Source organism: Leucothrix pacifica (assembly GCF_003172875.1).
Taxonomy (GTDB): Bacteria; Pseudomonadota; Gammaproteobacteria; order Thiotrichales; family Thiotrichaceae; genus Leucothrix; species Leucothrix pacifica.
Genome location: NZ_QGKM01000041.1, coordinates 63,864 through 88,515 on the forward strand (window position 1 = coordinate 63,864; position 24,652 = coordinate 88,515).

Sequence of the window (24,652 nt, forward strand, 5' to 3'; positions counted from 1 at the left end):
CCTCAGATTCCAATCTTTATGCTACAACGTCATCAATCGCTGCCAATACTGCTTTGGTGGTAATACCAAAGTATTCATATAGCTCTTCTGCCGGTGCTGACTCACCAAAGCTAGTCATACCTACAACTGCACCATTCATACCAACGTATTTATACCAACCATCCATGATTGCCGCTTCAACCGCGACTCTTGCAGTCACCGCACTTGGTAGTACGGACTCTTTGTAGACTGCATCTTGCTTATCAAACTCAGTAGTTGATGGCATGGATACCACGCGAACTTTTTTGTCTGATTGCTCAGCAGCATCCATGGCTAACTGAACTTCAGAACCTGTCGCGATAACAATAACATCAGGTGTTCCGTCAGTATCTTTCAGGATGTATCCACCTTTGCTGATGTTCGCCAGTGTTGCTTCGTCGCGCTCCATATGTGGCAAGCCTTGGCGAGAGAAGATCAGGCAAGACGGGCTATCTTTCGCTTCGATAGCTGACTTCCACGAAACAGCGGATTCAACTGCGTCACAAGCACGCCATACATTCATATTTGGAATCATGCGGAGTGTTGGGATTTGCTCAACGGCTTGATGTGTTGGGCCATCTTCGCCAAGACCGATAGAATCATGTGTGTATACAAAAATACTGCGGATCTTCATCAGTGCTGCCATGCGCAGTGCATTTCTGGCGTATTCCGAGAACATTAGGAAGGTCGCGCCGTATGGCATCAAGCCACCGTGCAGTGTAATTCCGTTCATTATGGCGCTCATGCCGAATTCACGCACACCATATGAGAGGTAGTTACCGCTAAAGTCTTGCTCTGGACCATGCGCGGAGTTGATGTACTTACTTCCGCTGAAGAAGGTGTTGTTTGATGGCGTCAAGTCAGCTGACCCACCGAGGAACTCAGGCAGCAAAGGACCGAAGGCATTGAGTGCTGTTTTTGATGAAGCACGTGTAGCTTGTGAGATTGCCTGTTCAGCGATGTTTTTGATGGCATCATTAGCAGCAGTTTCCCAGTTTTCGGGTAAGTCACCCGTCATACGACGTGTGAACTCTGCCGCTTCTGTCGGATAGGCTTCGGCGTAGGCCTCAAACTTTGCGTTCCAGCTTGCTTCTGCGACTGCGCCTATTTCTCTTGCATCCCAACCAGCATAAACCTCATCCGGAATCTCAAATGGAGGATAATTCCAACCGATTGCCTCACGTGTTGCTGCGATCTCGTCGGCACCTAATGGAGCGCCGTGTACATCGTGCCCTCCACCTTTGTTAGGTGCCCCCTTACCGATCACAGTTTTACAGCAGATCAGAGTCGGCTTATTGAGGTCTGCTCTGGCAGCTTCTGTTGCAGCTTTAATCGCATCAGCATCGTGGCCGTCAACATCAGGAATGACCTGCCAGCCGTAAGATTCAAAGCGTTTAGGGGTATCATCAGCAAACCAGCCAACAACATCACCATCGATTGAGATACCGTTATCATCGTAGTAGCAGATCAGTTTGCCAAGATTAAGTGTACCCGCCAAGGAGCAAACTTCATGTGAGATACCTTCCATCAAACAACCATCACCCAAGAATACATAGGTGAAATGATCAACAATGTCGTGTCCATCGCGATTAAATTGAGCCGCCATAACCTTTTCTGCAAGTGCCATACCGACCGCATTACTGACACCTTGCCCCAGTGGTCCGGTAGTTGTTTCTACACCAGGTGCGTATCCATATTCTGGATGTCCGGGTGTTTTAGAGTGCAGTTGACGGAAGTTTTTGATTTCTTCTATTGGCAAGTCATAGCCTGTGAGGTGTAAGACTGAATATGGCAGCATTGATGCATGTCCGTTTGACATCACAAAGCGATCCCTGTTTGCCCATGATGGGTTAGTTGGGTTGTGATTAATGAAGTCGTTATAAAGCACTTCTGCAATATCAGCCATCCCCATCGGTGCCCCAGGGTGTCCTGAATTTGCTTGTTGTACTGCGTCCATACTAAGGGCGCGAATGGCGTTAGCTAATACTGTGCGGGATGACATGAAAATCTCCAATCTGGAAGAGTCTTAAAAAATAGCAGCAATATTAACACCCAAACATAAAAATTCATTGAAAAAATGCATTCAGTAGAAACATCGGCTATGGTTAGTGCTCTCGACACTGTATCAAGTGATAATCATATTCAATTGTTAAAAAGGTATAACAATGAAAGGAATTATTTTAGCGGGTGGGGGCGGCACACGCCTTTACCCACTAACTCGTGGCGTTAGCAAACAACTTATGCCAATTTATGATAAGCCCATGATTTATTACCCGCTTTCAACCTTAATGTTAGCAGGCATCCGGGACATTCTAATTATTTCTACCCCTGAAGATCTTCCTCAATTCAAACGCTTATTAGGTAATGGTGATGAGTTCGGCCTACGCTTTGAGTATGTCGCACAGCCATCACCTGATGGTCTCGCCCAAGCCTTTATCCTTGGCAAAGAGTTTATTGGTGACGATGATGTTTGCCTGGTGCTTGGAGATAATATTTTTCATGGTCACGGATTACCTGAATTACTTAAGAATGCGGTTCAAACCGTTGAGCAAGAAAATAAAGCAACGGTTTGCGGTTACTATGTGAGTGACCCCGAACGATATGGCGTTGCTGAGTTTGATGAATCAGGCAACGTCCTAAATATCATTGAAAAACCTGAACACCCTAAGAGTAACTATGCGGTAGTCGGCTTATATTTTTATCCGAATGAAGTGGTTAGCATTGCGGAAAATATTACGCCGTCTGAGCGAGGCGAACTAGAAATCACCTCGGTTAATCAGGCGTTCCTTGCCCAAGGTCAGCTAAAAATGGAGCTAATGGGTCGTGGCTATGCATGGCTGGACACGGGTACTCATGATAGCTTATTAGCCGCATCCGAATATATTGCGGTCATTGAGCGTAGACAGGGGTTGAAAGTTGCCTGCATTGAAGAAATTGCTTATGACTTGGGTTATATTTCACAACAACAGCTACTGGCACTGGCCGAGCCCTTGAAAAAAACAGGTTATGGTCGCTATTTAGTTCAACGTTGCAAAGATCTTTCACGGAACAAAGTATGAAAATAGTTAAAACAACTATTCCTGAAGTAGTTATCCTGGAACCCAAAGTCTTTGGTGATGACAGGGGCTTTTTTATGGAGACTTGGCAAGACCGCCATTTTCGAGAGTCTGTTGCTGATGTCACATTTGTTCAGGACAATCATAGCAAATCGACGAAGGGAATTTTACGAGGACTTCATTATCAGCTTGAGCAAACTCAGGGAAAGCTGGTTAGAGTCGTTAGCGGCAGTGTATATGACGTAGCGGTTGATTTGCGGCAGAGCTCACCGAACTTTGGTCAGTGGGTAGGAGTTGAGTTGTCCGCATCAAACAAACGAATGTTATGGGTACCAGAGGGCTTCGCGCACGGCTTTTACGTGACTAGTGACTCTGCGGAGTTTGTGTATAAGTGCACCGACTATTACGCACCGGAACATGAACAGAGTTTACTTTGGGATGACCCAAGCCTGAATATTGACTGGCCATTAATTGATGATCAGCAACCTTTGCTATCCGAAAAAGACAAACAAGGCGAGCTATTTGTTAATGCAGAGCACTTTGATTAAACGGTTGCAAAATTTAACCCAACTGGGGTGATTTTTTTTAGAACCTGCTATATCATTACCGACCAAATCATTATATTGAATCAAAATCCCCCTAAGGAGCGTTGCGACCGACTTTCTATGTCGGCTAGGCTTAGGACGGTATCAAACATACAACGGCGCTCAGTCATAACTTTTAGGAGATTTTTTATGGCTGGGAACCACTTGTTCACATCCGAATCAGTTTCAGCAGGACATCCAGATAAAATGGCAGATCAGGTTTCTGATGCCATTCTTGACGCTATTCTCGAGCAAGACAAAGACGCTCGCGTTGCCTGCGAAACATTAGTAAAAACCGGCATGGTGATCTTAGCTGGTGAAGTCACAACTTCTGCATACGTTGATATTGAAAGCATCGTTCGCGATGTTGTTACCGATATTGGTTACAAAAGTTCAGAAGTTGGTTTTGATGGTAATACCTGTGCAGTGATCAACGCTATTGGCCAACAGTCCCCTGATATCGCCATGGGTGTTGATCGTGGCGATAAAGAAGCACAAGGTGCTGGTGACCAAGGTCTGATGTTTGGTTACGCAAGTAATGAGACTGATGTATTAATGCCTGCACCGCTAACTTATGCTCATCGTTTAGTTAAGCGTCAGGCTGACCTAATGAAGTCGGGTGCACTACCGTGGTTACGCCCGGATGCTAAGAGTCAGGTAACGTTCCGCTACATTGATGACAAGCCTGTCTCTATCGACGCAGTTGTTCTGTCTACTCAACATGATCCTGATATCAGCCTTGCTGATCTACAGGAAGCAATCATGGAAGAGGTCATCAAAAAAGAATTACCTGCTGAGTGGCTGACTGCTGATACGAAGTACCATATCAACCCTACAGGTCAATTCATTATCGGTGGCCCTGTTGGTGACTGTGGTCTGACTGGCCGTAAAATCATTGTTGATACCTACGGTGGTATGGCACGTCACGGTGGTGGCGCTTTCTCTGGTAAAGATCCATCGAAGGTTGACCGCTCTGCTGCTTACGCGGGTCGTTACGTTGCAAAGAACATCGTTGCTGCGGGTCTTGCGGACCGCTGTGAGATACAGGTTTCTTATGCAATCGGTGTTGCTGAGCCAACGTCCATTTCTGTTGAAACATTCGGCACAGGTAAACTTTCTGACGAGAAGATTGAGGCATTAGTACGCGCTAACTTCGATCTACGTCCATTCGGCATCGTTACAATGATGGACTTAATCCAGCCTATCTATCGCCAAACAGCAAGCTATGGCCACTTTGGTCGTGCGGATATCGATCTGCCGTGGGAAAAGACTGATAGAGTTGAAGCTCTGAAAGCCGCACTTTAATTTTTTACAATCCCAGCTGAGTAGCGTTGCACCTCTGTTTGTTTTACAGGGCTAGGCTCAGCTGAGGTTGCTTATGAATCCAACCACGCTAGTACAATTCGATTGGAAAATATTATGAACGCACAAGTAGATACAACATTTACTGACTATCAAGTTGCTGACATTTCACTGGCTGCTTTTGGCCGTAAAGAGCTAAACATTGCTGAAACAGAAATGCCTGGTTTGGTTTCACTTCGTACTAAGTACGCTGACCAGCCGCTAAAAGGTGCTCGTATTGCGGGCTCTTTGCACATGACGATCCAGACTGGTGTTTTGATTGAAACATTAGTTGCACTAGGTGCAGAGGTTCGTTGGGCATCTTGCAACATCTTCTCAACTCAAGACCATGCAGCGGCAGCAATTGCAGCAGCGGGTATTCCGGTTTTCGCTCATAAAGGCGAGACTCTGGAAGAATACTGGGAGTTCTGCCACAGCATTTTTGACTGGCACGACGGTGGCACACCAAACATGATCCTTGATGATGGTGGTGATGCAACAGGTCTGGTTGAGCTAGGTACAAAAGCAGAGAGTGATATCTCTGTATTGGACAACCCTGGTTCTGAAGAAGAAGTGGTTATGTTTGCTTCTATCAAGAAAAAACTAGCTGAAGACCCAACTTGGTACTCACGTATTCGTGTAAACATCAAAGGTGTTACTGAAGAAACAACAACGGGTGTTCACCGTCTATATAAGATGGCGGAAGCAGGAGAACTGACTTTCCCGGCAATCAACGTAAACGACTCTGTTACTAAGTCTAAGTTCGATAACCTATACGGTTGCCGTGAGTCTCTGGTTGATTCAATCAAGCGTGCAACGGACGTAATGATCGCGGGTAAAATCGCAGTTGTTGCAGGTTACGGTGACGTAGGTAAAGGTTCAGCTCAATCTCTACGTGGCCTTGGCGCGACAGTATGGGTAACAGAAATCGATCCTATCTGTGCACTTCAGGCAGCAATGGAAGGCTACCGTGTAGTGACATTAGATGAAGCAGCTTCTCAAGCTGATATCTTCGTTTCTGCAACTGGTAACTACCACATCATCACTCATGACCATATGGCTCAGATGAAAGATCAGGCGATCGTTTGTAACATCGGTCACTTCGATAATGAAATCGACGTTGCTAGTCTTGAGCAGTACGAGTGGGAAGAGATCAAACCACAGGTTGATCACATCATCTTCCCTGATGGTAAGCGTATCATTCTACTTGCTCAAGGTCGCTTGGTTAACCTGGGTTGTGGTACGGGTCACCCTAGCTTTGTTATGTCAAACTCTTTCACCAACCAAACATTAGCTCAGATCGAGTTGTTTGCACACCCTGAAAGATACGAAAACAAAGTTTATATGCTACCAAAGCATCTTGACGAAGAAGTTGCGCGTCTACACCTTGAGCGTGTTGGTGCAAACCTGACAACACTTTCTCAAGAGCAAGCTGACTATATCAGTGTACCTGTTGAAGGTCCGTTCAAAGTAGATCACTACCGCTACTAAGATTGTTTTGGAGGTTGTTCGCTCACTACTCGATTAGCTGAGCCGTTCGGCGTCCCGCAATTCAATTGCAATCAATCTGGCCTTGCCCTGTTCAGGGGCAAGGTCTCTCCAACCCACTTACGGGCACATGCTCCTAAAATTACTTGTTCGCCCGCAGGTGTAAGAATGGGTAGCACATCATGGCTAAACACGTCAGTTTTGAATTTTTCCCGGCTAAAACGGAAAAAGGCAAACAAAATATCCTCTCAGCGAGCAAAACCCTCTCCTCACTAAAGCCTGAGTTTTTCTCTGTTACTTTTGGTGCAGGCGGATCTGACCAGCAAACGACTTTCGATACGGTACTGGGTGTGCAAAATACCTCAGGTATAGCAACCGCATCACACTTAACTTGTGTAGGCTCCAGCCGTGAACGCATTGGCAGTATTCTTGATAACTACAAAGCCAATAATATCAACCGCTTGGTTGCTTTGCGTGGTGATTTACCAATGGGTATGGATGACCCCGGTGAGTTTCAGTATGCCAACGAGCTGGTAAGCTTTATTCGGGAACATAGCGGCGATTACTTCCACATTGAAGTGGCTGCGTATCCTGAGAAACATCCACAGTCGATTGATCACAAAGAGGACTTGAATAACTTTGTCCAGAAAGTAAAAGCCGGTGCTGACAGCGCTATTACACAGTACTTTTATAACCCAGATGGTTATTCGTACTTTGTTGATGAATGCATGTCAGCCGGGCTAGATATACCTATCATCCCCGGCATTATGCCTATCGGTAATTTCGAATCACTCTCACGCTTCTCTGACGCCTGTGGTGCTGAAATTCCACGTTGGTTACGCATACGGCTGGAAAGCTATGAACACGACCCAGTCTCATTGACTGCTTTCACCAATGACTACATCACAGAGATGTGCGTCAAGTTGATTGAGCAAGGCGCACCGGGACTTCACTTCTACAGTATGAATAAAGTCGAACCGAATATGCAGATCTGCAAAGCGGTCATGGCGCATTTTCCGGATCAATTTGAGCAGTAATAACTATTCCAGCGGAAAACTTAGAGAGCAGTATTTAGAGATTCTAGTCCCTAGTACTGACTTTATACTACCCTAGACAACTCAGAAGCCACAGACAAAGCCAGTATTACACACCCTGAGATACTGGCTTTTTCTTGCCTACTGAAAAGCCAAACCTTTCCCAGAGATGTTTTAGTAGTTTATCCATCCACTTCCCAAGAGGCTGCTCAATCAATTTATGGATCAACCAGGCAGCCATCATCATGATCAGCACCAAAGCTGCAAGTAATACATAGCGATTTACGGATTCACCAACTTCATGGAAAATAATAAAACCAATATTCTGATGAATCAGGTACAAAGGATAAGTAAGGATGCCTAGTTTAACTAAATGTGGCGAACTAAAGAACTGAGTCTTACCAAGCGCAATCAACAAGAAAATCACAAAGAAAGCCAGGATAAGCAGACTAGTGACCAGTGGTGAAAAGTAACTATTATACATTTGCTCCAGATGGCTCAGCTGTCTCAGGTTTTCAAAGATCGCCACCATAAAACTAGCCCACAACATGCCACCGCGATACAGATTCAGGCCATGCTGACGAATCAAATAAAACAAGGCACCGGCAATGAAAAACGCCGACCAATCTGTCAGAAAGAGGAATGTAATGATCTTAGGTAATGGAATCACTAAAGACACTGCGGTCAGTAATAACCAGAACGCCAGAAACCATTCAACCCGATGTATCTGCCCTAAAATAAGTAGTACAAATATCAACGCATAAAACTTTATCTCAACCAGTAAAGTCCAGTAAACACCATCCACCATATCAACGCCGATAAAGCCACTGACCATTGACAGATTTAAAATATATTGGACCAGATCAACCTGGAATAACGCCCCACCTTTCCAGAGAATTGCTAGTGCAGTAAGTGTTACGCAGACCCAAAATGCAGGATACAAACGGGTAATTCTTGAGATAACGAAGTGGGCAGCATCGCGTTTAGTTGCCGTCATAAGGATTACGAAGCCACTAATGATAAAAAATAGCTGAACCCCATATGATCCGTATTTGAAAAACTCACCCAGCACTGGGTATTCGACAGGGCTGTATCCACCTTCGGCAAAACCGCGGAAAGTATAGTGATACAACACAACCGCCAAGGCTGCCAGAAAACGCAACAGGTCAATTTCGTAAAAACGGTCTTTGAAGGCCATCACATTACCATCCGATATCGTTATTTTTGCTTTATTAGTTATCGATTGATTATGCAGTTATTGACGACAAATGCCCTAACAACCTCTCCTTGCGGTATTGGCTAGCTGACCAAACGGTCAGACGTCCAAAGACATCACCCCTTTTAGCTTTGTGGGGCGGGTGATTCATCGGGTAAAATCAGTCCCGGAGCCTCCTTGTTTTCATATTTAATATGAACATCACGTTGTGGGAATGGTATCTCAAAATGATGCTCTCTGAGCACGTCATCTATCACCCAGTTGTAGGCTGCTTTCACCCTACCAGGCCGTTTAGACCAGCCCGGTTTAATCCAGACAACCAGATCAAAGTTCAGAGCATTATCACCAAAACCGGATAGCCGTAATTGTGGATAATGTTTGTCGATAATATTCAGTGTGTAAGGCTGCTTCAGCACAGCTTCTAAGACCACCTCACGTAAACGCTCCTTATCACAGCCGTAAGCTACTGTGAACGGTAACTTTATCCGTAAGTTCGAATCGGACATTGTCCAGTTTGTCACACTATTATTCACAAACTCTGAGTTGGGCACGATAATGTCGATATTACTATTAGTCGTCACAACAGTACTGCGGATATTGATCTCCCTCACTTCACCAACAACCCCTGTCGGTAACTCTATATAATCGCCCACCTTCATACTACGCTCGAACAGCAAAATAACCCCTGACACAAAGTTATTAATGATATTTTGCAGACCGAAACCAATACCGATACTGAGTGCACTGGCGACTAATGCCAATTTCGTCACATCAATACCTAAACTCGAAAAGCCAACAAGCAGAGCAATACCGAGCAAGACAACACTAAAAATACGGCTCAACGTAGCCACGGAAGAGGCTTGCATCCCCTTAGTGGAGCGCTCTGAAACCTTTGTTACACCTTTGCGGAATAGACGAGCAATCAGCCATCCGACAAACATGATCAACAGAAAGTTTAGGACTCCGAATGAGTCGACAGGAGTATTGTTTATGCTAAAGAGTGGAACCACCATCCAGTCTTTAAACGTTTTCCAGCTATGGCGAATGGTGTCATCGGCTTTCTCAACCAACACCTCAGCGCCACGGGCACTCATCGACAGTTTGCTTTCAACGATGGCCATTAATAACTCAAAGTCTTTGGCAAAGCGATTTAATTCATCGAGTGATTTTTGGCTTCGCTCTACTAGTGCTGCACTGCTCAGGCTTGCGTCTTGTGTATTATCAGCGGATTTTTCGGCAACATCTCTGATGGACGCTAACAACTCTTCTTCCTGACGCACTCGGTCCTGAGCCGTATCCAACCATAGCTCCAAGGCTTTGAGAGAATCCTCAGCGGCTTTCTGATGTTCGCGAACAATATCCCGCTTCTCATCACTCATCACCTGGTCGAATGAAGCAATATCGATAATGGTCTGGTTTGCGATTATTTTCCCTTGAGCCAACCTCAGCGCGGCCTCTCTGGCCAGAATATTTTGCCCCAGTACGATGCGCTGAGTGCGTGCCTCATCGGTATCCGAACCAATAGTAAGTTCGTTTGTCTTAAGGCGTTCCAACTCACTGCGGTGACTCTCCGCAATCAACTCCTGTCTGGATATCTCGCGCTCAGCTTCAACCTTTGTTTCAGGTAATACTACCAAGCGCTCAATGTGCAGTGCTTCCTGTGTTTTGAGGTGTTCAATGGCACTTTGTTGATCCTTAAGCTGCTGATCCAAAACACTATTGTTTAGGCTCAACAATGCCTGACTGAGTTGTTTATTCAACCAATCCAAGCCTTCAAGCAGATTATTCTCACCGGAATTCTGCAAACGCTTATACACAATAGCAGCGGCCACCACTTCAGCTTTTTTACCCTGAAATTCCTCATCAAGCTGGGTCAGATTAGACTGCATGAGTTGCAACTCTGACTCTGCTTTTCGCCGCTCACTTACCAGTTGTTGCACTTCAGCCAGACTGTACTGCGCCTTCTCTTCGGCGACATCGATGGGTGTGATTGGCAGGGGCGTGGTTCGCTTTTGATAATACTGTGAAAACAGTTCAGACACTTGTTGTGCCAGTTCAGCGGTTGATTCCGGTTCTTTGATATAAGCCAGATCGGCTTGGGCATCGGTGACTTTTTGCTGCAATTGTCGGGTATCCGCTTTACTGAAAGCATCCCACCACGTCGCTTCCAGACGCATCGGCCATGGTACTAAGACTGACTCTTCAGCCTCATCTTCTGCATAAACATTTGTACAAAGTAACAGTCCGCCAAGACCTACAATGAGCAAGTAGCGACAGACTGTTAACAATAATTTCAAATGCTTTCCCCAGCTAGATCAGCCTATTTTTTTAGAACGTTATTAATCAGCAAATTAACTTCATCGCCGTGTGAGACCTGTTCTTGCTCGACAAATAAATCACCATCTTGCCCAACGGCATTGCCACTTTTTGAGACCCGTGCTCCAACGATTACCGTGTCAAACATTGATAGTGTCATTTGGGGCATCATCGCCATCGAGTCATCCAATGTCACCGTTACGGGGAGGTCCTTTACCTGCAAACGACTCGCTGCAAGCGGCATAGGCGGCCCACTTTGTGCTTTAGCATAAATAAACACGCTATCTTCCGGGGATGCCTGAGATTTAAACTCTTCACTCAAGCTCACGGACAGGGTTATTTTAGCACCAGCAGCAGACTTTTCTGTCGCAGTTTCTGCCTGCCCCTGACTAACAGCAATATCTTCTGCTGTTGGAGATTTTCGAGTCACTGCTTTCCCACTAGCCGTGGCCTGTCCATTAGCCGTGTCAGCAGACGCCGTTTCAGTCTTTTCATCGCCTGCCAGCTGAGCCTTCGCTCGTTTGATTAACACATCCAGCTGAACCTGCTCTTGTAGATTGTCATTCAGCAGAGGACGTAATATCTGCCAGCGATCCAACGCCTCCTGATATTGGCCATTTTGCTCCAAGGCCATTCCGGACAACCATAAAGCAGTGGTATTTTGAGGAGCTTTTGCCAATGCCTGATTAATCAAGGTTTCCGGACGACCGGCCATTTTACCCTGTTGCTTCATTGACAGAGCATCTGCCAGCATCAACATCACATCCGGCTCTTCCGGCTGTAATCGATACAAATTTTCATACGCCTCAATCGCGCCTTCAAAACGCTGCATCATCATATATGAACGACCTAACATGTACCATCCCTGTTCATTATCAGGGTTCTTACGCAATTTATCGTGCAAGCTGGTCACGAGCTTATCGATATCAGGTTTGCCATCAGCCGTTAACGGCACTTCCGGTTTGGCATTCTCTAGCGCAAGCTGTTGGGCATTTGGTGTCCCTAAATACAGATATAAAGCAACCGCCGAAATAGGCACAAACAAAGCCAGAAAGCCTGCACTTAACCAAGATGAAGAACTTGTTTTAGGCCGCTCGACAGACTCGCTCTGACCACTCACGTCTAGCAATAAAGATTGCTCCAGTTCTTCGCGGCGCTGACTATACTGCTCACTTTCAACCTCACCGCGCTCAAAGCTTCCCTCAAGCTCAGTGAGTTGCTCGCGAACAATCTGAATATTCTGCTCTTTTCGGTCGTCAACAACCTCATCAGCTGTGCGAAATAAGGGCAATACCAAGTAGGCCACTGCCACCAGCGACAATGCCGCAATAAAAAACCAAAGCATGATTTATCCTTTATTTGTGCTTATCAAGCAGATCACGAACGGTTTCTCGTTGTGCATCGCTGAGTGTTGTTTCTGAGGGTTTGACGGATTGCGAACGCACCCAGCGTGTCACCAACCATAATGTCAGTAATAAAAACACCACTGGTCCAAGCCATAGCAACAATGTTTTTAACTGAAATGCCGGACGGTACAAAACGAAATCACCATATCGCGTCACCATATAATCGATGACATCTTTGCGGTCCCTACCCTCTTCAACCATGTCGTAGACTTGTGAACGAAGATCTTTTGCCAAATCGGCATCTGAGCCGGCAAGGTTTTGATTTTGGCAGACCAAACAACGTAACTCTTCAATCAGTCCGTTATAAGTCTCTTCGGCTTCTGCTGATTTAAAGGTCAAAATATCCGTTTCAGCTTGAACGGTAACCAACCCAGCCGTTAACGTTAGTCCCAAACACAGAGACAGAAAAAAGCGCTTCATCAGACTTTTTCCTCACGTAGTTTTAACACTAATGGCAGCAAGGTATCGCGCACAGTCTCTTGATAGACAGGCCCTGTCACCTTGTGGCGAACGATACCTTTTTTATCCACCACAAAGGTTTCCGGCACACCATACACGCCCAGATCGATACCGACCTTGCCATCATAGTCTACTGCGATATGTTGATATGGATTGCCTAATGCACCCAGCCACTTCTTAGCATTGTCAGGTTCATCTTTATAATTCAGCCCAAGCACCATCACTTTCTCAGCGTTGATAAAGTTGCTCAGTACTTCATGCTCAGCACGACAAGACACACACCATGAAGCAAAAACGTTCAGCATCCATACCTCGCCTTTAAGGTCAGCTGGCGCAATGCTTTCACCATCTTTCATCAACTCCGGCAACCTAAACTCAGGCACGGCTTTACCGATAAATGGTGATGGAACTTCACGTGGCTTTAAGCCCAGACCAATTCCCAAAAACACCACTAGCACAGCAAATATAATCAGTGGAATTAATGCACCTTTTTTCATGCCACAGCCTCATTTGCTGGTGCAACTGCACCCTTATCTGCTTTTTCATCGGTTACAACTGGCTTTGCAGCACGTCGTCTTACCAAACGATAACGTCTATCAAAGGCTGCTAAAAAGCCTCCCAGACTCATAATGGCAGCACCCATCCAAATCCAGCTCACAACGGGTTTATGATATAGCCGCACACTCCATGCATTTCCACCCAAAGGCTCACCGAGCGCAATAAATAAGTCACGGAAGAATCCACCGTCAATACCTGCTTCAGTCATTGGCATTGTTCCTTGACCATAGTTACGCTTTTCAGGGTACAAGGTACTGATTTCTTTGCCATCTCGTGTAATCAATACCTCACCGCGCTGTGCAATATAGTTCGGCCCTTTGACTTCTTTCACACCATTAAACGTGAACTGGTAGCCACTCATTTCGTAGCTTTGCCCATTCTCCAAACGCACGTCTTTTTCAGTACTGTACATTGAGGTCAGACTGATACCTGCCACGGTCACTGCCATTCCGATATGACCCAGTGCCGCACCCCATGTTGCTAATGGTAATTTGAAAGGTGACTTACCCTGCTCTTGTACCCACAGCAAAGCCGCTAAGCTCACCCAAGACGCCATAAACACCCCGATAGCCGCTTTAAAGGTAAAGCTTTCCATAAACAGTATTGGTACTAAGAAAGCAATCAGCAGGGCAAGTAGCAACAACCAGCGTACTTTAGCAAATACTCGCTCCGGCTTATCCTTTTTCCAGCGTAGGAACAAGCCAAAGCCCATGGTGACAAACAAGACAACTGATAATGGCAGCGCGATGGTATTAAAGTATGGAGGACCAACAGAGATTTTGCCCATGCCTAATGCATCTATAAACAGCGGGTATAGAGTCCCCAGCAGCACGGTCGCTGTCATCGCAATCAAAGCAATATTATTGATTAACAAGCCCATCTCGCGGGAAACCACTTCAAATGTTCCTGTAGAGCGAAGTTGTGGTGCTCTTACCGCAAATAACAGTAGCGAAGAACCAACCACCAGAATCAGGAAGATCAGGATAAACAGACCACGCTCCGGATCACTGGCGAAGGCATGCACTGATGTTAAAACACCAGAACGCACCAGAAAGGTACCTAACAAACTGAGAGAGAAGGCAAATATCGCTAACAATACAGTCCAGGACTTAAAGGCAGCACGCTTCTCAGAAACCGCTAAAGAGTGAATCAAGGCAGTACCGACTAACCAAGGCATCAGGGAGGCATTTTCGACCGGATCCCAGAACCACCAGCCGCCCCAGCCTAATTCGTAATAAGCCCACCAACTACCTAGTGCAATACCAATCGTTAGGAATACCCATGCCACATTAGTCCAAGGACGCGCCCATCGTGCCCACGCCGCATCCAACTTGCCACCTAACATCGCAGCAATAGCAAATGCGAAAGCAACAGAGAAGCCCACATATCCCATATACAACATGGGTGGGTGAATCGCCAAACCTGGGTCTTGCAGTAGTGGATTTAGTGTTTTGCCTTGCTCAGGTATCGGAAATAAGCGCTCGAAAGGATTTGAGGTCAACAGCATGAACAACAAGAATCCAACACCGATCATGCCCATCACACTAATGACACGTGCCAGCATGACTGCGGAGATACCTTTGCTGAAGAAAGATACCAAGCCAGCCCATACACCTAAAATAAGCGCCCACAGCAGCAGAGAGCCTTCATGCGCTCCCCAGACAGCCGACACTTTATAGATCGTCGGCATAAAAGTATTAGAATTATTCGCTACATAACGAACAGAAAAATCGCTTTCTAAAAATGAAATCAGCAAGCAAACAAAGGAAATTGCCAGAAACAGCAACTGTGCACGTGCCGTCGGCTTCGCCATGGCAACCCACTGTGCATTATTGGTAGCTGCTCCCAAAATAGGAAACACCGATTGAACGATCGCAACAACCAGCGCGAGTACTAAGGCAAAATGCCCTATTTCAGGGATCATTAGTATTTCACCTCAGTCTTAGTTGGGCTAGCTGCATCCGTTTTTGGGGCATGTTCTTTAGCCAGTACATCCGCAAGCTCAGGCGGCATATATTCTGCATCGTGCTTTGCCAACACCTCTTCCGCGATAAACTCATTGTTCTCAGTCAGCTTACCTTTAACCACAGCACTTTGTTCTTCTTTGAATAAGTCAGGCAGAATCTTATCGTACTTAACTGTCACTTCATTGCCTCGGTTATCCGTCACCACAAAGCTGAGATCCAGTGATGTATCACTACGAATTAAACTACCCTTTTTCACCAAACCACCAATTCTGATTAAGCGGTCTTTAGGGGCTTCACCTGCCCACACCGCCTCGGGGGCATACAAATAAGCCAGGTTGCTCTTCATAGCTTGCGTGATCATTGCTGATGCTGCGCCAACAGCGCACAAGCCGATGATGATAAAAACAATTCGTTTATGTCTTGCGGTCATGATTGATTCTCTTTTGATCTCGCGGATTCACGGCGGATCTGACGTTGAATATGTTTAACGATACTTTTGTGCTGCATATGCAGATAGATAGGCTCCAGTAACATCAAAAATAATGCGAAGCCCATCGATGACCACACATAGAAGCCGTAACCACCCATGGCGAAAAATTCTTTCATTGCATTTCCTCGAGTCTGGCAACCCAGCTAGTATGGCTTTCTCTTCTCAAAATGATGTTACGAACACGCATTAAAATCACTGTGAAGCAGTACATCCAAAAACCCAACGTCGTGACCAGCATGCCAATCAAAATATTGGATTCCACTCGCTCTAGTGAAGACTCCTGATGCAAGGAAGCACACTCATTTGGGTTCGGGCAATTAATGGAGTAATAAATCACTGGCACTATCGCCAAACCGACCATGGCTAATACTGCAGAAGCACGATCCGAACGTCGGGTATCTTCGATGGAAGATTGTAGCGCTAAATAGCCGATATATAAAAATAACAGAATAAGCTGTGTGGTCATTCGGGGATCCCAATCCCACCAGGTTCCCCAACTGGTTTGTCCCCAAAATGCACCAGTCCACAGAGATATGGCGGTCATAATTCCACCCGTTACGGCAGTTGCGGACGCCATCATATAGGAGACACGTGTGTTAAAGATCAAGCCGAGCACCGCCCAGGCGACCATAACCACGTACAGCCACATAGCCATCCATGCACTAGACACATGGACGTAGATAATTTTGTAATATTGTTTTTGATCACTCAGCACTTCTGGTGTTTGGAAAAAGCCCCAATACAGGCCACCCAGGGTCAGTACAATTGCCAATGTCATAAACACAGGAACCATCTTTCCTGCCAGAGGATAAAAGCTGGATGGTGCTGAGTATTTAAACCAATTTATAGCCATAGAGGTCTGTAATCCTATTCCACCGAAATACGCAATGCCGCTGCGGTAGCCCACGGCGCGAAAACCAATGCCAGCAGCAAAAACGCTGACAACAATAAATAGTATGCCTGTAATGGAACGTCACCTTGCATACTCGCAGAGATTGCTCCGGCACCATATACCAATACCGGTATATACAGCGGTAATACCAGTAAAGAGATCAATACGCCACCGCCGCGCAATCCTAGTGTCAATGCTGCGCCAATTGCACCAATCATACTTAACACCGGTGTCCCAATCAGTAGCACCAGCATCAAGGTGCCAATCGTCGGGAGTGACAGATGATATTGCAAGCCTGCCAATGGTGCGATCAATACCAAAGGTAATCCCGTCAGCAACCAGTGTGCGATGACTTTGGCAAATACCAACACCGACAGCGGCTGAGGCGTCATTAGCATTTGCTCTAAGGTACCGTCAGCAAAGTCATTAGCAAAGATACGTTCCAGCGCCAAAGTAGATGCAAGCAATGCTGCTACCCATACCACTCCCGGTGCAATTTTACGTAACGTATCTGCTTCAAAACCTACGCCCAGCGGGAAAATACTGATAACAATGACGAAGAAGAACAGCACCGTAAAGACATCACTTTTGCGACGAAGGGCCAACATCAGATCTCGCTTCAACAGCGTTAAAAATGATTTAAACATAACGATCCAATGATAGCCGCTGCATTTTTGTTTCAGGTAAAGGCACTGCCTGATGCGTTGTGAGTATCACCATGCCGCCATCCTGCACATGCTGGACAATGATCGATTGCAATAATTCCACGGCTGCCACGTCAAGGGCTACAAATGGCTCATCCAACACCCATAATGGGGCTTCATTAATAAGTAAACGGCTCAGTGCAACTCGTCGCTTTTGACCCTGAGACAGTTTTCGGACCGGTACATCTTCGTAGCCTGCCAGTCCCATTTTTGCCAATGCTATTTCAATCACTTCCTCTGAAACATTCTGCCCAACCAAGCGGGATAATACCTGCAAATTTTCAAGGGGATTGAGATCTAGTTTTAGCGCATTTTGGTGACCTAGATAAAATAACTCCCGATAGTAAACTTCCGGTGTTTTTCTTATCGACTCGCCACGCCACAATATCTCGCCTTCATCCGCCATGAATAAACCACATAGCGTCCGTAATAGTGTCGTTTTTCCACTGCCATTTTTGCCTTCGAGCCGCAGTAGCTGGCCTGCCTGCAACTCCAGAGACAAGTCCTGAAACAGGCACAAATCACCGCGGCTGCATTGCAACTGTTTTACGGATAACGTCACGATTGATACTTCGACAGTAGATAAAGAGTGCGATTATATAAGAAGCACCGTTGTAATGAAATGCGTGGTCTCATTGCGAAATATTCCATATTAGTTTAGGCAATAGTCGCCTGATGCTTGAAATTGGTAGGGACAGAACCATATAGTATCGGCAATTCTAAATTTAATTAACGGACGAAGTCATGATACACATCAAAAAAGCGGTTTCTTATTCAATGGTTGGAAGTCTGGGACTCACTGTAGTTGCGGGTCTTCAGGGCTGCGCGCCAGATGTGCCAGAGCAGCCGGCTCAACAGCCACAAACTCAACAAGAAATCGCACAACTTGAACAAGACCTCCAAACCCAGAATTACTTTTTGGTGATTGAGCAAATCTCAGCGAACCCGGACAAGTATGAGCTGGCTGAGCGTCACCAAACATCAGGCCCAACCCGTGCCGTGTTAAAAACTATGGACGGTAACGAAAAGATTCTTAGCAACGAAGAATTAACCGCGCTGGCAAAAGCAGAAGCTGAAAAAGTAGAAGCCGGCACATCAGAACTGACTAAAGAACCAACCGCGAGTGCGGGTGGTGGTTTAGGTCTGGGAGAAATGATTCTGGCCAGTGCTGCTGGCTCTCTAATCGGTGGAATGATCGCTAATAAGCTAGCCAATAACGCAAACGCAAAAGCGCGGACCAGTGCGAGCACACGTCCGGCAGCAACTGTTTCAAGTGCCAATCAGCGCGCGCGCTCAGCACCCAAAGCGTCAGCTAAACCACGCACTGGGTTTGGTGGTGGTACTCGCAGCACCTCATCAAGTTCACGTACCGGCTCTTTCGGAGGTTAATCTGTGCTAACAACCCAACAGATAGAACCTGTTAGTGAAGCACTAATGGAAGAAATTGGTTTTACCTGGCACACAGACCCTGATGGGTCTGCTTATGTTGCGCCGGAGTTATTACCCGTTTCTGAGCAAGAAGCCGAAGCTTACTATGCAGCAGCTAATGAACTTTACGATATGTTCGCTGAAGCCGGGCAACATATTATTGATAATGACCTGTTTGAAGAACTAGGCATTCCTGAAAGCATGATTCAGTTGATTAAACTCAGCTGGGATGATGATGATTGGCACCTGTATGGGCGCTTTGACTTTGCTGGTGGCATCGATGGTAAACCCATAAAACTGTTGGAATTCAATGCCGACACGCCTACCAGCTTGTTTGAAACCTGCATTATCCAGTGGGCTTTACTGAAAAGTAATGGCATGGATGAAGAAGCACAGTTTAACAATGCCTATGAAATGATTCGTGATAATTTCCGTCGCCTCATCACTAACGATGACGGCTTGGAAAAGTTCGATGAGTACTATAACGGTGAGCGGATTTTATTCTCTAGCGTACGCGATTTACCTGAGGATGAGCAAACCACCCGATTATTACAACGTATTGCAATTGACGCAGGTTACAGTACTGATTTTTGCTATATCGATGAGGCCGGCTTCCTTCCGGATGAAGGCGTCTTTAATAAAGATCAGGAGTTAACTAACTTCTGGTTTAAATTATGGCCTTGGGAAGACATGGCAGCGGATGAGCCTGAGTTAATTGATTTACTCACAGAAACCGCACGCAAGCGTACCAGCGTATTTATCAACCCGGCTTACACTTTGATGTTCCAGAGCAAGGGCATTTTAAAAGTGTTGTATGACTTGTTCCCTGATTCACCGTACTTGCTGGCAACCGACTACCAACCTTTAGAAGGTGTGAAACAGGTATCAAAGCCAGTGTTTGGCCGGGAAGGTGCAAACGTGGCCATACTCGATCAACAAGGTGGCGTCGAAGAATCTACCGATGGCCCTTATGATGTTCACCCGATGGTGTATCAGGAGTACGCAGAGCTGGCGAGTGATAGTGAAGGCCGCGCTTATCAGGCAGGTGTATTCTTTGCCTGGGAAGCTTGTGGTCTGGGATTCCGCCGTGGCCCTAAAATCCTGAATGACACTGCTACTTTTGTCCCTCACGTAATCCGGTAAGCACTCCGCTTCGCCCACGTCAGTGTTGGCACCATAAAAAATGCTCCGCCAGTAGGGTGGCGGAGCATTAAACTCCCTAACAACTTATAATTTTTGCTTATGGTGGCTGCCAATTCCCATCTGTTAGTGGTTCAGCATCGCAAAGGCGTTTCGATACTGCTAACAGAGATAATCACCAACCGTAGTGGGACTCACACTTACCCAATCCAGTGCATAATCTACAAAACACGCTCTAAACTCGTCCTTTGAGTTTACCTTGAATTAGTGAAGACTTCACCCATAAAAAAGAGGAATTCAGGAAGAAAAAAAACATTAAAAGGTAATTTAGCTAGATTAACAAACAAATAAACACCATTATAAGCCTAACATAGAAAAATATCTTTTAAGTAAACTTTATTCCAGCAACTAAAATCAACGCTCGTACTACATTACAAGCTAAGATAACCCTCTCACCAAGATAGGCCACTCCCTAGTTCAAGATAGGCCACTCCCTAGTTTTAGGTATCCAGCCAAACTTATGCCCCCACTGATACGAGTGACCCTCACTCAAACCAGCGAACTGTGCTAGTGTTGAGACCGTACCTCTTTCTATCAGTACACTTATTCTATGTAGACGACATGACCTATGAGTGAAGAAGAGAAAACCTCCATTTCAGTCATGCTAGTAGAAGATGACGATCTTATCCGTGCACGTCTGTCTGGCGTAGTTGAGGATAATGATCAGCTCAGCTTACTGGCAAGCTGTGCAACGGTATCAAGCGCCAAGTCGGTCCTGAATCAGTCGGTACCTGACGTGCTACTTGTGGACTTAGACCTGCCGGACGGCAACGGCCTGGAGCTTATTCAACTAGTGAATCAATCCGGTCACGATACTGCGATTATGGTGATCAGCGTGTTTGGTGATGAAAATCATATCCTGAAAGCGATTGCTGCTGGTGCAAGTGGTTATCTGCTCAAAGACGATGAGTCGATCCAAATCGAAACAGCTATTATCGACTTAGCTGCTGGTGGAGCACCCATTAGCCCCAGCATTGCACGACATCTGATGAAACATTTCCGCCCTGAAGAACAACTGCTGGAAAAGCTGACGAAGCGAGAACAGCAAGTTCTGCAAAAAGTGGCCAAAGGCTACACCTCGCAGGAAATAGCTGAAATGGAGGGTCTGTCCTACCACACCGTGGCAACTCACGTTAAAAATATCTACCGGAAGTTATCGGTTAATTCCAGGGCTGAAGCAGTGTTCGAGGCCTTAAAGATGAATCTAATCTAAGCGCTATGTTAAGGAGGTTAATTAGCCCAGGGCACAATATTGGACACTCCATGAGAGCTTGGCTGGCCTTCTTTTTCATCTACCTGATCGGCGCTATTTATTTCAGCTACTTCTGGCTGCCCGAGCTACCCGAACAATTACGACTCAGTGAAGCACACGTCATTGCATCGCCAGTGACAGACCCGGAAGCACTACCACTTCTGGATAAAAAAACTGTCACCCTGCCCGACTGGGACACTCCTGGACAGTTAAATGCGACGAGTCTTTGGTACTTAGTGTCCTTTAGCACTAACAATGTGGCCAACCAAAAGCATGCGGTTTATCTACCAAGACTCTCACAAAACGCCGAGATTTACTTAAATAAGCAGTGGTTAGGCAACGGCGGCAGTATGCGCCAACCAGTGACGCGTAACCGAAATCATAATCTGATATTCAATTTTGATAGCAGTCTGCTGCAACAGGTAAACACTCTGGCGATTCATCTTGTCGGGGAAGTTCCTCAAAAGAATTACTTGGGTGATGTTTACATTGGCCCTGAGCAGCTGCTAAAAAATCATGCCTCACTGAATAAACATCTGCATATCGACTTAGTCATGGTGATCACCTTATGCCTGTTGTTCAGTAGTATTTTTATTAGTATTTTGTGGTTACTGAGACAGTCAGACACCTACTATTTGTGGTACGCCATCTTCTCATTGCTTTGGGTATTTCACGACTACAACCATTTTCTCAGAAACCTCCCCATACCCACAGTACTTTGGGAAACGCTGTCACCTATTGCGTTTGGCTACTCCATGCTGTCTGTCATCTTATTTATTCATCGCTACGAGGGACGCTTCTCCGTAAAAGCCGAACGGAGCCTACTTACTTATGTTGGCACCCTTACCCTGCCTTTTCTCTGGCAAGACCTCGACTGGATCATGTTTTATGCCTACTTTATCTGGAGTCCAGCCATTGCACTGATGGGTATTTACGCACTGTATTTTTTATATGATCACTACGCGCGAACCAAACAAGATCGACTAGTCCCTATTTTTATGGGAGGTTTCGCCATTATTGTCTTTGGCAGCCATGACTTATTACTGGCCTTGGAGGTTCTCCCCAAGCAGTCACCCTATATGATTCACTTCGCGGCTTTATTAGTGGTTGTTGTTATTGCGACCACACTAATCACACGCTTTGTACAAAGTATGAATGTCGTAGAGCATTACAATCGGCAATTACAAGCTGAGGTACATCGCAATACCAGTGATATGGAATACAGTTACCGCCAAGTACAAAAGCTAATGCGTAAATACACTGTAGCTGAAGAACGCCAGCGAATCATGCGCGACATACACGATGGTATAGGAGGACAGCTGGTCGCCATACTGGCAAACCTGGACTCGGGAAAAGTCGCACAGACCCAACTCAAAGCTGATATAAAATACGCACTGCAGGATTTGAGAATGGTGATTGACTCTTTGGATGAGGAGTCTGATGACTTACCGACGCTACTTGGCATGCTGAGAATGCGACTTTCTGATCAGTTCGCCAATGCCAAACTCAAGCTTCATTGGCGGGTGGAGGAGTTGCCGAGGATTGATAATTTTGGACCGGCAAAGGTTTTGAATACCATGCGGATTATCCAAGAAGCAATCACAAACGCTATTAAGCACAGTGATGCAGATAACCTCACGATTTCTACCGAGTTGATTTCGAAACAGGATGGAACTCAATATGCCTGTATTATCGTCAATGATGATGGATGCGGGACCCTACCGACTAAAGTAACCGGGCGTGGTCTACTGAATATGCAAAAGCGAGCTGACTTGATTGGAGGAGAGCTTTTTATCGATGCCACAATCAATGCAGGTGTCTCGGTACGCTTAGAAATACCTGTCAGTCAACACCTATGACGCTGTCAGACACTTAAAACAAGTGCCTGACAGTAATTTCAGACAGCTTACTTCGGCTTATAACCTTTCTGGAACTCGGTTACAAACGTTGTTAATGCGGCTAGTTCTTTAGAGTCCCAGGCAAATGGTTCTGCAGCCATCGGTGACATCATACAGAACTGTACAATTTGCTCAGCGTCGACCATCAGATCAACACCTATTTGGGCTTTGACCATTGAGATTTTGTGGGGGTACGGCAGTGCAAAGCTGGCACTTAATGTGTTGTAACCGGTATGACACGTTGCACATGACAGACCATTCGAACTGATTGATTTATCTTCCCAAAGCTTAGCGCCATAGGCTAACAATTCGTTCTTATCGCCTTCGTAGGCTTTCACACCTTCAGGGCGCGTTATGCTCTCTACAGTGATTCCACCTGCTGCACATGGGTTTTTAGCAGCACATGGATTCTTAGCAGCGCATGGATTCTTAGCAGCGCATGGATTTGCTGCTGCCAGAACAATAGGATTTGCTAATTTCTCAGCAAGAACAGGGGCAGAAATCGCCGTTACACCGACAAATGCAGCAGCAACCGCCATTGACACTGGCGTCATCTTAAACGTTTTTTTCATCTTCTCTTCTCCGGAAGCCTACTCAGCAAGGCCTGTTGTATTTGGTCAATCTTGCGATCAACATTAATTGTTATATAACTTGTTATTTCCAGATTTCGATCTTCAAAAACATCTTGATCAGGATGCTGCGTTTTCCATTGTTCAATGGTGCGATCACGCTCATTCAACAACTCAATCATTTCAAACTTGTAAAGCCGAAACATTGAGCTAATCCATTGATTCACTGCAAGATTAGGAAAGGCATGATCAACCTCAAAGGTATCCAGCATTGTCACTACATCCTCAGCCTTGTACCACGTCTCTCCTGTTACCCAACGGTTGGTTGTGAACAACCCCATTGGCTCACCATCCTGAGTCATGGAAATACAAACCAGATGGGATAATGCATCTTGGCCAGCAGGCCAGACCTCATTCCCCGTATTATCAACAGGCACAACATGTTTGGGCATACCAGCAGCCCGCATGAACGTATGGAAATGACCATACTCTTCATTCAAACCTCGGTGCGTATGAAAATAATATTGGGATTTGGAATCTGCGTCATACACATCATCCTGCGGGTAATGCGAGAGTTCGTAAAATTCACCCTGCCCTTTCAGGCATTCTCCAACCAGATTTAGCGACGCCTTATTCAGGGTAGACATGGACTCATGTACCTGTGACCCTGCGTTCGCCAATATCTCGAGTGTTGAAATAGGTAAAGAAGACAACTCAGTCATAATCAAAAAATCTTTCCAGATGAAATCCTGATCTGTATACGCGGGGTCATTTTA

Annotated in this window: 23 protein-coding genes and 2 riboswitches; of the genes, 9 read left to right on the forward strand and 14 right to left on the reverse strand. The window is 45.8% G+C overall.

Annotated features, from left to right (window positions below; translation table 11 throughout):
* Positions 1–16 precede the first annotated feature (16 nt).
* Entirely contained in the window at positions 17–2,020 is a 2,004-nt protein-coding gene (gene tkt, locus DKW60_RS14025; protein ID WP_109838286.1) for a transketolase, read from the reverse strand.
* 163 nt (positions 2,021–2,183) lie between these two features.
* Between tkt and rfbA the strand changes: the two genes are divergently transcribed.
* The 5 genes from rfbA to metF all read left to right on the forward strand — a co-directional run bounded on the left by rfbA (position 2,184) and on the right by metF (position 7,524).
* A complete protein-coding gene (gene rfbA / locus DKW60_RS14030) occupies positions 2,184–3,077 on the forward strand; it encodes a glucose-1-phosphate thymidylyltransferase RfbA (protein ID WP_109838287.1) in 894 nt (297 codons plus the stop codon).
* On the forward strand, positions 3,074–3,622 hold the full coding sequence (rfbC, locus tag DKW60_RS14035) for a dTDP-4-dehydrorhamnose 3,5-epimerase (protein ID WP_109838288.1): 549 nt from the start codon (positions 3,074–3,076) through the stop codon (positions 3,620–3,622). The genes rfbA and rfbC overlap by 4 nt, the downstream gene beginning before the upstream one ends.
* 87 nt (positions 3,623–3,709) lie before the next feature.
* Positions 3,710–3,790, forward strand: a riboswitch (S-adenosyl-L-homocysteine riboswitch).
* Between the two features lie 18 nt (positions 3,791–3,808).
* Positions 3,809–4,963 carry a methionine adenosyltransferase gene (gene metK, locus DKW60_RS14040; protein ID WP_109838289.1) on the forward strand — a complete coding sequence of 385 codons (1,155 nt, stop codon included), beginning with the start codon at positions 3,809–3,811 and terminating at the stop codon, positions 4,961–4,963.
* Positions 4,964–4,975: 12 nt separating this feature from the next.
* A riboswitch (S-adenosyl-L-homocysteine riboswitch) is annotated at positions 4,976–5,061 on the forward strand.
* Positions 5,062–5,077: 16 nt separating this feature from the next.
* Positions 5,078–6,490, forward strand: a complete 1,413-nt coding sequence (ahcY, locus tag DKW60_RS14045; RefSeq protein WP_109838290.1) for an adenosylhomocysteinase — start codon at positions 5,078–5,080, stop codon at positions 6,488–6,490.
* A 179-nt stretch (positions 6,491–6,669) separates the two neighbouring features.
* The gene (gene metF, locus DKW60_RS14050; protein WP_109838291.1) at positions 6,670–7,524 is read left to right on the forward strand and encodes a methylenetetrahydrofolate reductase [NAD(P)H]; all 855 of its coding nucleotides are present in this window, start codon (positions 6,670–6,672) and stop codon (positions 7,522–7,524) included.
* A 106-nt stretch (positions 7,525–7,630) separates the two neighbouring features.
* On the opposite strand, the gene DKW60_RS14055 is transcribed toward metF, so the two are convergent.
* The 11 genes from DKW60_RS14055 to ccmA all read right to left on the reverse strand — a co-directional run bounded on the left by DKW60_RS14055 (position 7,631) and on the right by ccmA (position 18,091).
* Positions 7,631–8,719, reverse strand: a complete 1,089-nt coding sequence (locus DKW60_RS14055; RefSeq protein WP_109838292.1) for an acyltransferase family protein — start codon at positions 8,717–8,719, stop codon at positions 7,631–7,633.
* A 143-nt stretch (positions 8,720–8,862) separates the two neighbouring features.
* Positions 8,863–11,034: a mechanosensitive ion channel domain-containing protein gene (locus DKW60_RS14060; protein WP_109838293.1), complete on the reverse strand. Its 2,172-nt coding sequence runs from the start codon at positions 11,032–11,034 to the stop codon at positions 8,863–8,865.
* Between the two features lie 23 nt (positions 11,035–11,057).
* Positions 11,058–12,398, reverse strand: coding sequence for a c-type cytochrome biogenesis protein CcmI (ccmI, locus tag DKW60_RS14065; RefSeq protein WP_109838294.1), 1,341 nt, complete (start codon positions 12,396–12,398; stop codon positions 11,058–11,060).
* A 10-nt stretch (positions 12,399–12,408) separates the two neighbouring features.
* Complete coding sequence (locus DKW60_RS14070) at positions 12,409–12,879, reverse strand: cytochrome c-type biogenesis protein (RefSeq protein ID WP_109838295.1); 471 nt, start codon at positions 12,877–12,879, stop codon at positions 12,409–12,411.
* Complete coding sequence (locus DKW60_RS14075) at positions 12,879–13,415, reverse strand: DsbE family thiol:disulfide interchange protein (protein ID WP_109838296.1); 537 nt, start codon at positions 13,413–13,415, stop codon at positions 12,879–12,881. The genes DKW60_RS14070 and DKW60_RS14075 overlap by 1 nt, the downstream gene beginning before the upstream one ends.
* Entirely contained in the window at positions 13,412–15,400 is a 1,989-nt protein-coding gene (locus DKW60_RS14080; protein WP_109838297.1) for a heme lyase CcmF/NrfE family subunit, read from the reverse strand. Before DKW60_RS14080 ends, DKW60_RS14075 begins: the two co-directional genes overlap by 4 nt.
* On the reverse strand, positions 15,400–15,873 hold the full coding sequence (gene ccmE / locus DKW60_RS14085) for a cytochrome c maturation protein CcmE (protein ID WP_109838298.1): 474 nt from the start codon (positions 15,871–15,873) through the stop codon (positions 15,400–15,402). The genes DKW60_RS14080 and ccmE overlap by 1 nt, the downstream gene beginning before the upstream one ends.
* Positions 15,870–16,049: a heme exporter protein CcmD gene (gene ccmD / locus DKW60_RS14090; protein ID WP_109838299.1), complete on the reverse strand. Its 180-nt coding sequence runs from the start codon at positions 16,047–16,049 to the stop codon at positions 15,870–15,872. Before ccmD ends, ccmE begins: the two co-directional genes overlap by 4 nt.
* A complete protein-coding gene (gene ccsA, locus DKW60_RS14095) occupies positions 16,046–16,786 on the reverse strand; it encodes a cytochrome c biogenesis protein CcsA (protein ID WP_109838300.1) in 741 nt (246 codons plus the stop codon). Before ccsA ends, ccmD begins: the two co-directional genes overlap by 4 nt.
* A 14-nt stretch (positions 16,787–16,800) precedes the next feature.
* Positions 16,801–17,472 carry a heme exporter protein CcmB gene (gene ccmB / locus DKW60_RS14100; protein ID WP_109838301.1) on the reverse strand — a complete coding sequence of 224 codons (672 nt, stop codon included), beginning with the start codon at positions 17,470–17,472 and terminating at the stop codon, positions 16,801–16,803.
* Entirely contained in the window at positions 17,465–18,091 is a 627-nt protein-coding gene (ccmA, locus tag DKW60_RS14105) for a cytochrome c biogenesis heme-transporting ATPase CcmA (RefSeq protein WP_109838302.1), read from the reverse strand. The genes ccmB and ccmA overlap by 8 nt, the downstream gene beginning before the upstream one ends.
* Before the next feature lie 182 nt (positions 18,092–18,273).
* Between ccmA and DKW60_RS14110 the strand changes: the two genes are divergently transcribed.
* The 4 genes from DKW60_RS14110 (at position 18,274) to DKW60_RS14125 (ending at position 23,268) form a co-directional block, all read left to right on the forward strand.
* Complete coding sequence (locus tag DKW60_RS14110) at positions 18,274–18,918, forward strand: Cj0371 family chemotaxis-regulating polar lipoprotein (RefSeq protein WP_219988764.1); 645 nt, start codon at positions 18,274–18,276, stop codon at positions 18,916–18,918.
* A 3-nt stretch (positions 18,919–18,921) separates the two neighbouring features.
* Positions 18,922–20,100: a glutathionylspermidine synthase family protein gene (locus DKW60_RS14115; protein ID WP_109838303.1), complete on the forward strand. Its 1,179-nt coding sequence runs from the start codon at positions 18,922–18,924 to the stop codon at positions 20,098–20,100.
* 625 nt (positions 20,101–20,725) lie between these two features.
* The gene (locus DKW60_RS14120; RefSeq protein WP_109838304.1) at positions 20,726–21,370 is read left to right on the forward strand and encodes a response regulator; all 645 of its coding nucleotides are present in this window, start codon (positions 20,726–20,728) and stop codon (positions 21,368–21,370) included.
* A gap of 50 nt (positions 21,371–21,420) precedes the next feature.
* Positions 21,421–23,268, forward strand: a complete 1,848-nt coding sequence (locus tag DKW60_RS14125) for a sensor histidine kinase (protein WP_181389707.1) — start codon at positions 21,421–21,423, stop codon at positions 23,266–23,268.
* Positions 23,269–23,315: 47 nt separating this feature from the next.
* On the opposite strand, the gene DKW60_RS24055 is transcribed toward DKW60_RS14125, so the two are convergent.
* Positions 23,316–23,879, reverse strand: coding sequence for a c-type cytochrome (locus DKW60_RS24055; protein ID WP_219988765.1), 564 nt, complete (start codon positions 23,877–23,879; stop codon positions 23,316–23,318).
* On the reverse strand, positions 23,876–24,598 hold the full coding sequence (locus DKW60_RS14135) for a DUF6969 family protein (protein ID WP_109838306.1): 723 nt from the start codon (positions 24,596–24,598) through the stop codon (positions 23,876–23,878). The genes DKW60_RS24055 and DKW60_RS14135 overlap by 4 nt, the downstream gene beginning before the upstream one ends.
* Positions 24,599–24,652: the final 54 nt, after the last annotated feature.

Excerpts from the sequence above, each read along its gene's own strand:
- tkt (WP_109838286.1), bottom strand. The coding sequence starts at position 2,020 with ATGTCATCCCGCACAGTATTAGCTAACGCCATTCGCGCCCTTAGTATG.
- rfbA (WP_109838287.1), top strand. The coding sequence starts at position 2,184 with ATGAAAGGAATTATTTTAGCGGGTGGGGGCGGCACACGCCTTTACCCA.
- rfbC (WP_109838288.1), top strand. The coding sequence starts at position 3,074 with ATGAAAATAGTTAAAACAACTATTCCTGAAGTAGTTATCCTGGAACCC.
- metK (WP_109838289.1), top strand. The coding sequence starts at position 3,809 with ATGGCTGGGAACCACTTGTTCACATCCGAATCAGTTTCAGCAGGACAT.
- ahcY (WP_109838290.1), top strand. The coding sequence starts at position 5,078 with ATGAACGCACAAGTAGATACAACATTTACTGACTATCAAGTTGCTGAC.
- metF (WP_109838291.1), top strand. The coding sequence starts at position 6,670 with ATGGCTAAACACGTCAGTTTTGAATTTTTCCCGGCTAAAACGGAAAAA.
- DKW60_RS14055 (WP_109838292.1), bottom strand. The coding sequence starts at position 8,719 with ATGGCCTTCAAAGACCGTTTTTACGAAATTGACCTGTTGCGTTTTCTG.
- ccmI (WP_109838294.1), bottom strand. The coding sequence starts at position 12,398 with ATGCTTTGGTTTTTTATTGCGGCATTGTCGCTGGTGGCAGTGGCCTAC.
- DKW60_RS14070 (WP_109838295.1), bottom strand. The coding sequence starts at position 12,879 with ATGAAGCGCTTTTTTCTGTCTCTGTGTTTGGGACTAACGTTAACGGCT.
- DKW60_RS14075 (WP_109838296.1), bottom strand. The coding sequence starts at position 13,415 with ATGAAAAAAGGTGCATTAATTCCACTGATTATATTTGCTGTGCTAGTG.
- DKW60_RS14080 (WP_109838297.1), bottom strand. The coding sequence starts at position 15,400 with ATGATCCCTGAAATAGGGCATTTTGCCTTAGTACTCGCGCTGGTTGTT.
- ccmE (WP_109838298.1), bottom strand. The coding sequence starts at position 15,873 with ATGACCGCAAGACATAAACGAATTGTTTTTATCATCATCGGCTTGTGC.
- ccmD (WP_109838299.1), bottom strand. The coding sequence starts at position 16,049 with ATGAAAGAATTTTTCGCCATGGGTGGTTACGGCTTCTATGTGTGGTCA.
- ccsA (WP_109838300.1), bottom strand. The coding sequence starts at position 16,786 with ATGGCTATAAATTGGTTTAAATACTCAGCACCATCCAGCTTTTATCCT.
- ccmB (WP_109838301.1), bottom strand. The coding sequence starts at position 17,472 with ATGTTTAAATCATTTTTAACGCTGTTGAAGCGAGATCTGATGTTGGCC.
- DKW60_RS14110 (WP_219988764.1), top strand. The coding sequence starts at position 18,274 with ATGATACACATCAAAAAAGCGGTTTCTTATTCAATGGTTGGAAGTCTG.
- DKW60_RS14120 (WP_109838304.1), top strand. The coding sequence starts at position 20,726 with ATGAGTGAAGAAGAGAAAACCTCCATTTCAGTCATGCTAGTAGAAGAT.
- DKW60_RS14125 (WP_181389707.1), top strand. The coding sequence starts at position 21,421 with ATGAGAGCTTGGCTGGCCTTCTTTTTCATCTACCTGATCGGCGCTATT.
- DKW60_RS24055 (WP_219988765.1), bottom strand. The coding sequence starts at position 23,879 with ATGAAAAAAACGTTTAAGATGACGCCAGTGTCAATGGCGGTTGCTGCT.
- DKW60_RS14135 (WP_109838306.1), bottom strand. The coding sequence starts at position 24,598 with ATGACTGAGTTGTCTTCTTTACCTATTTCAACACTCGAGATATTGGCG.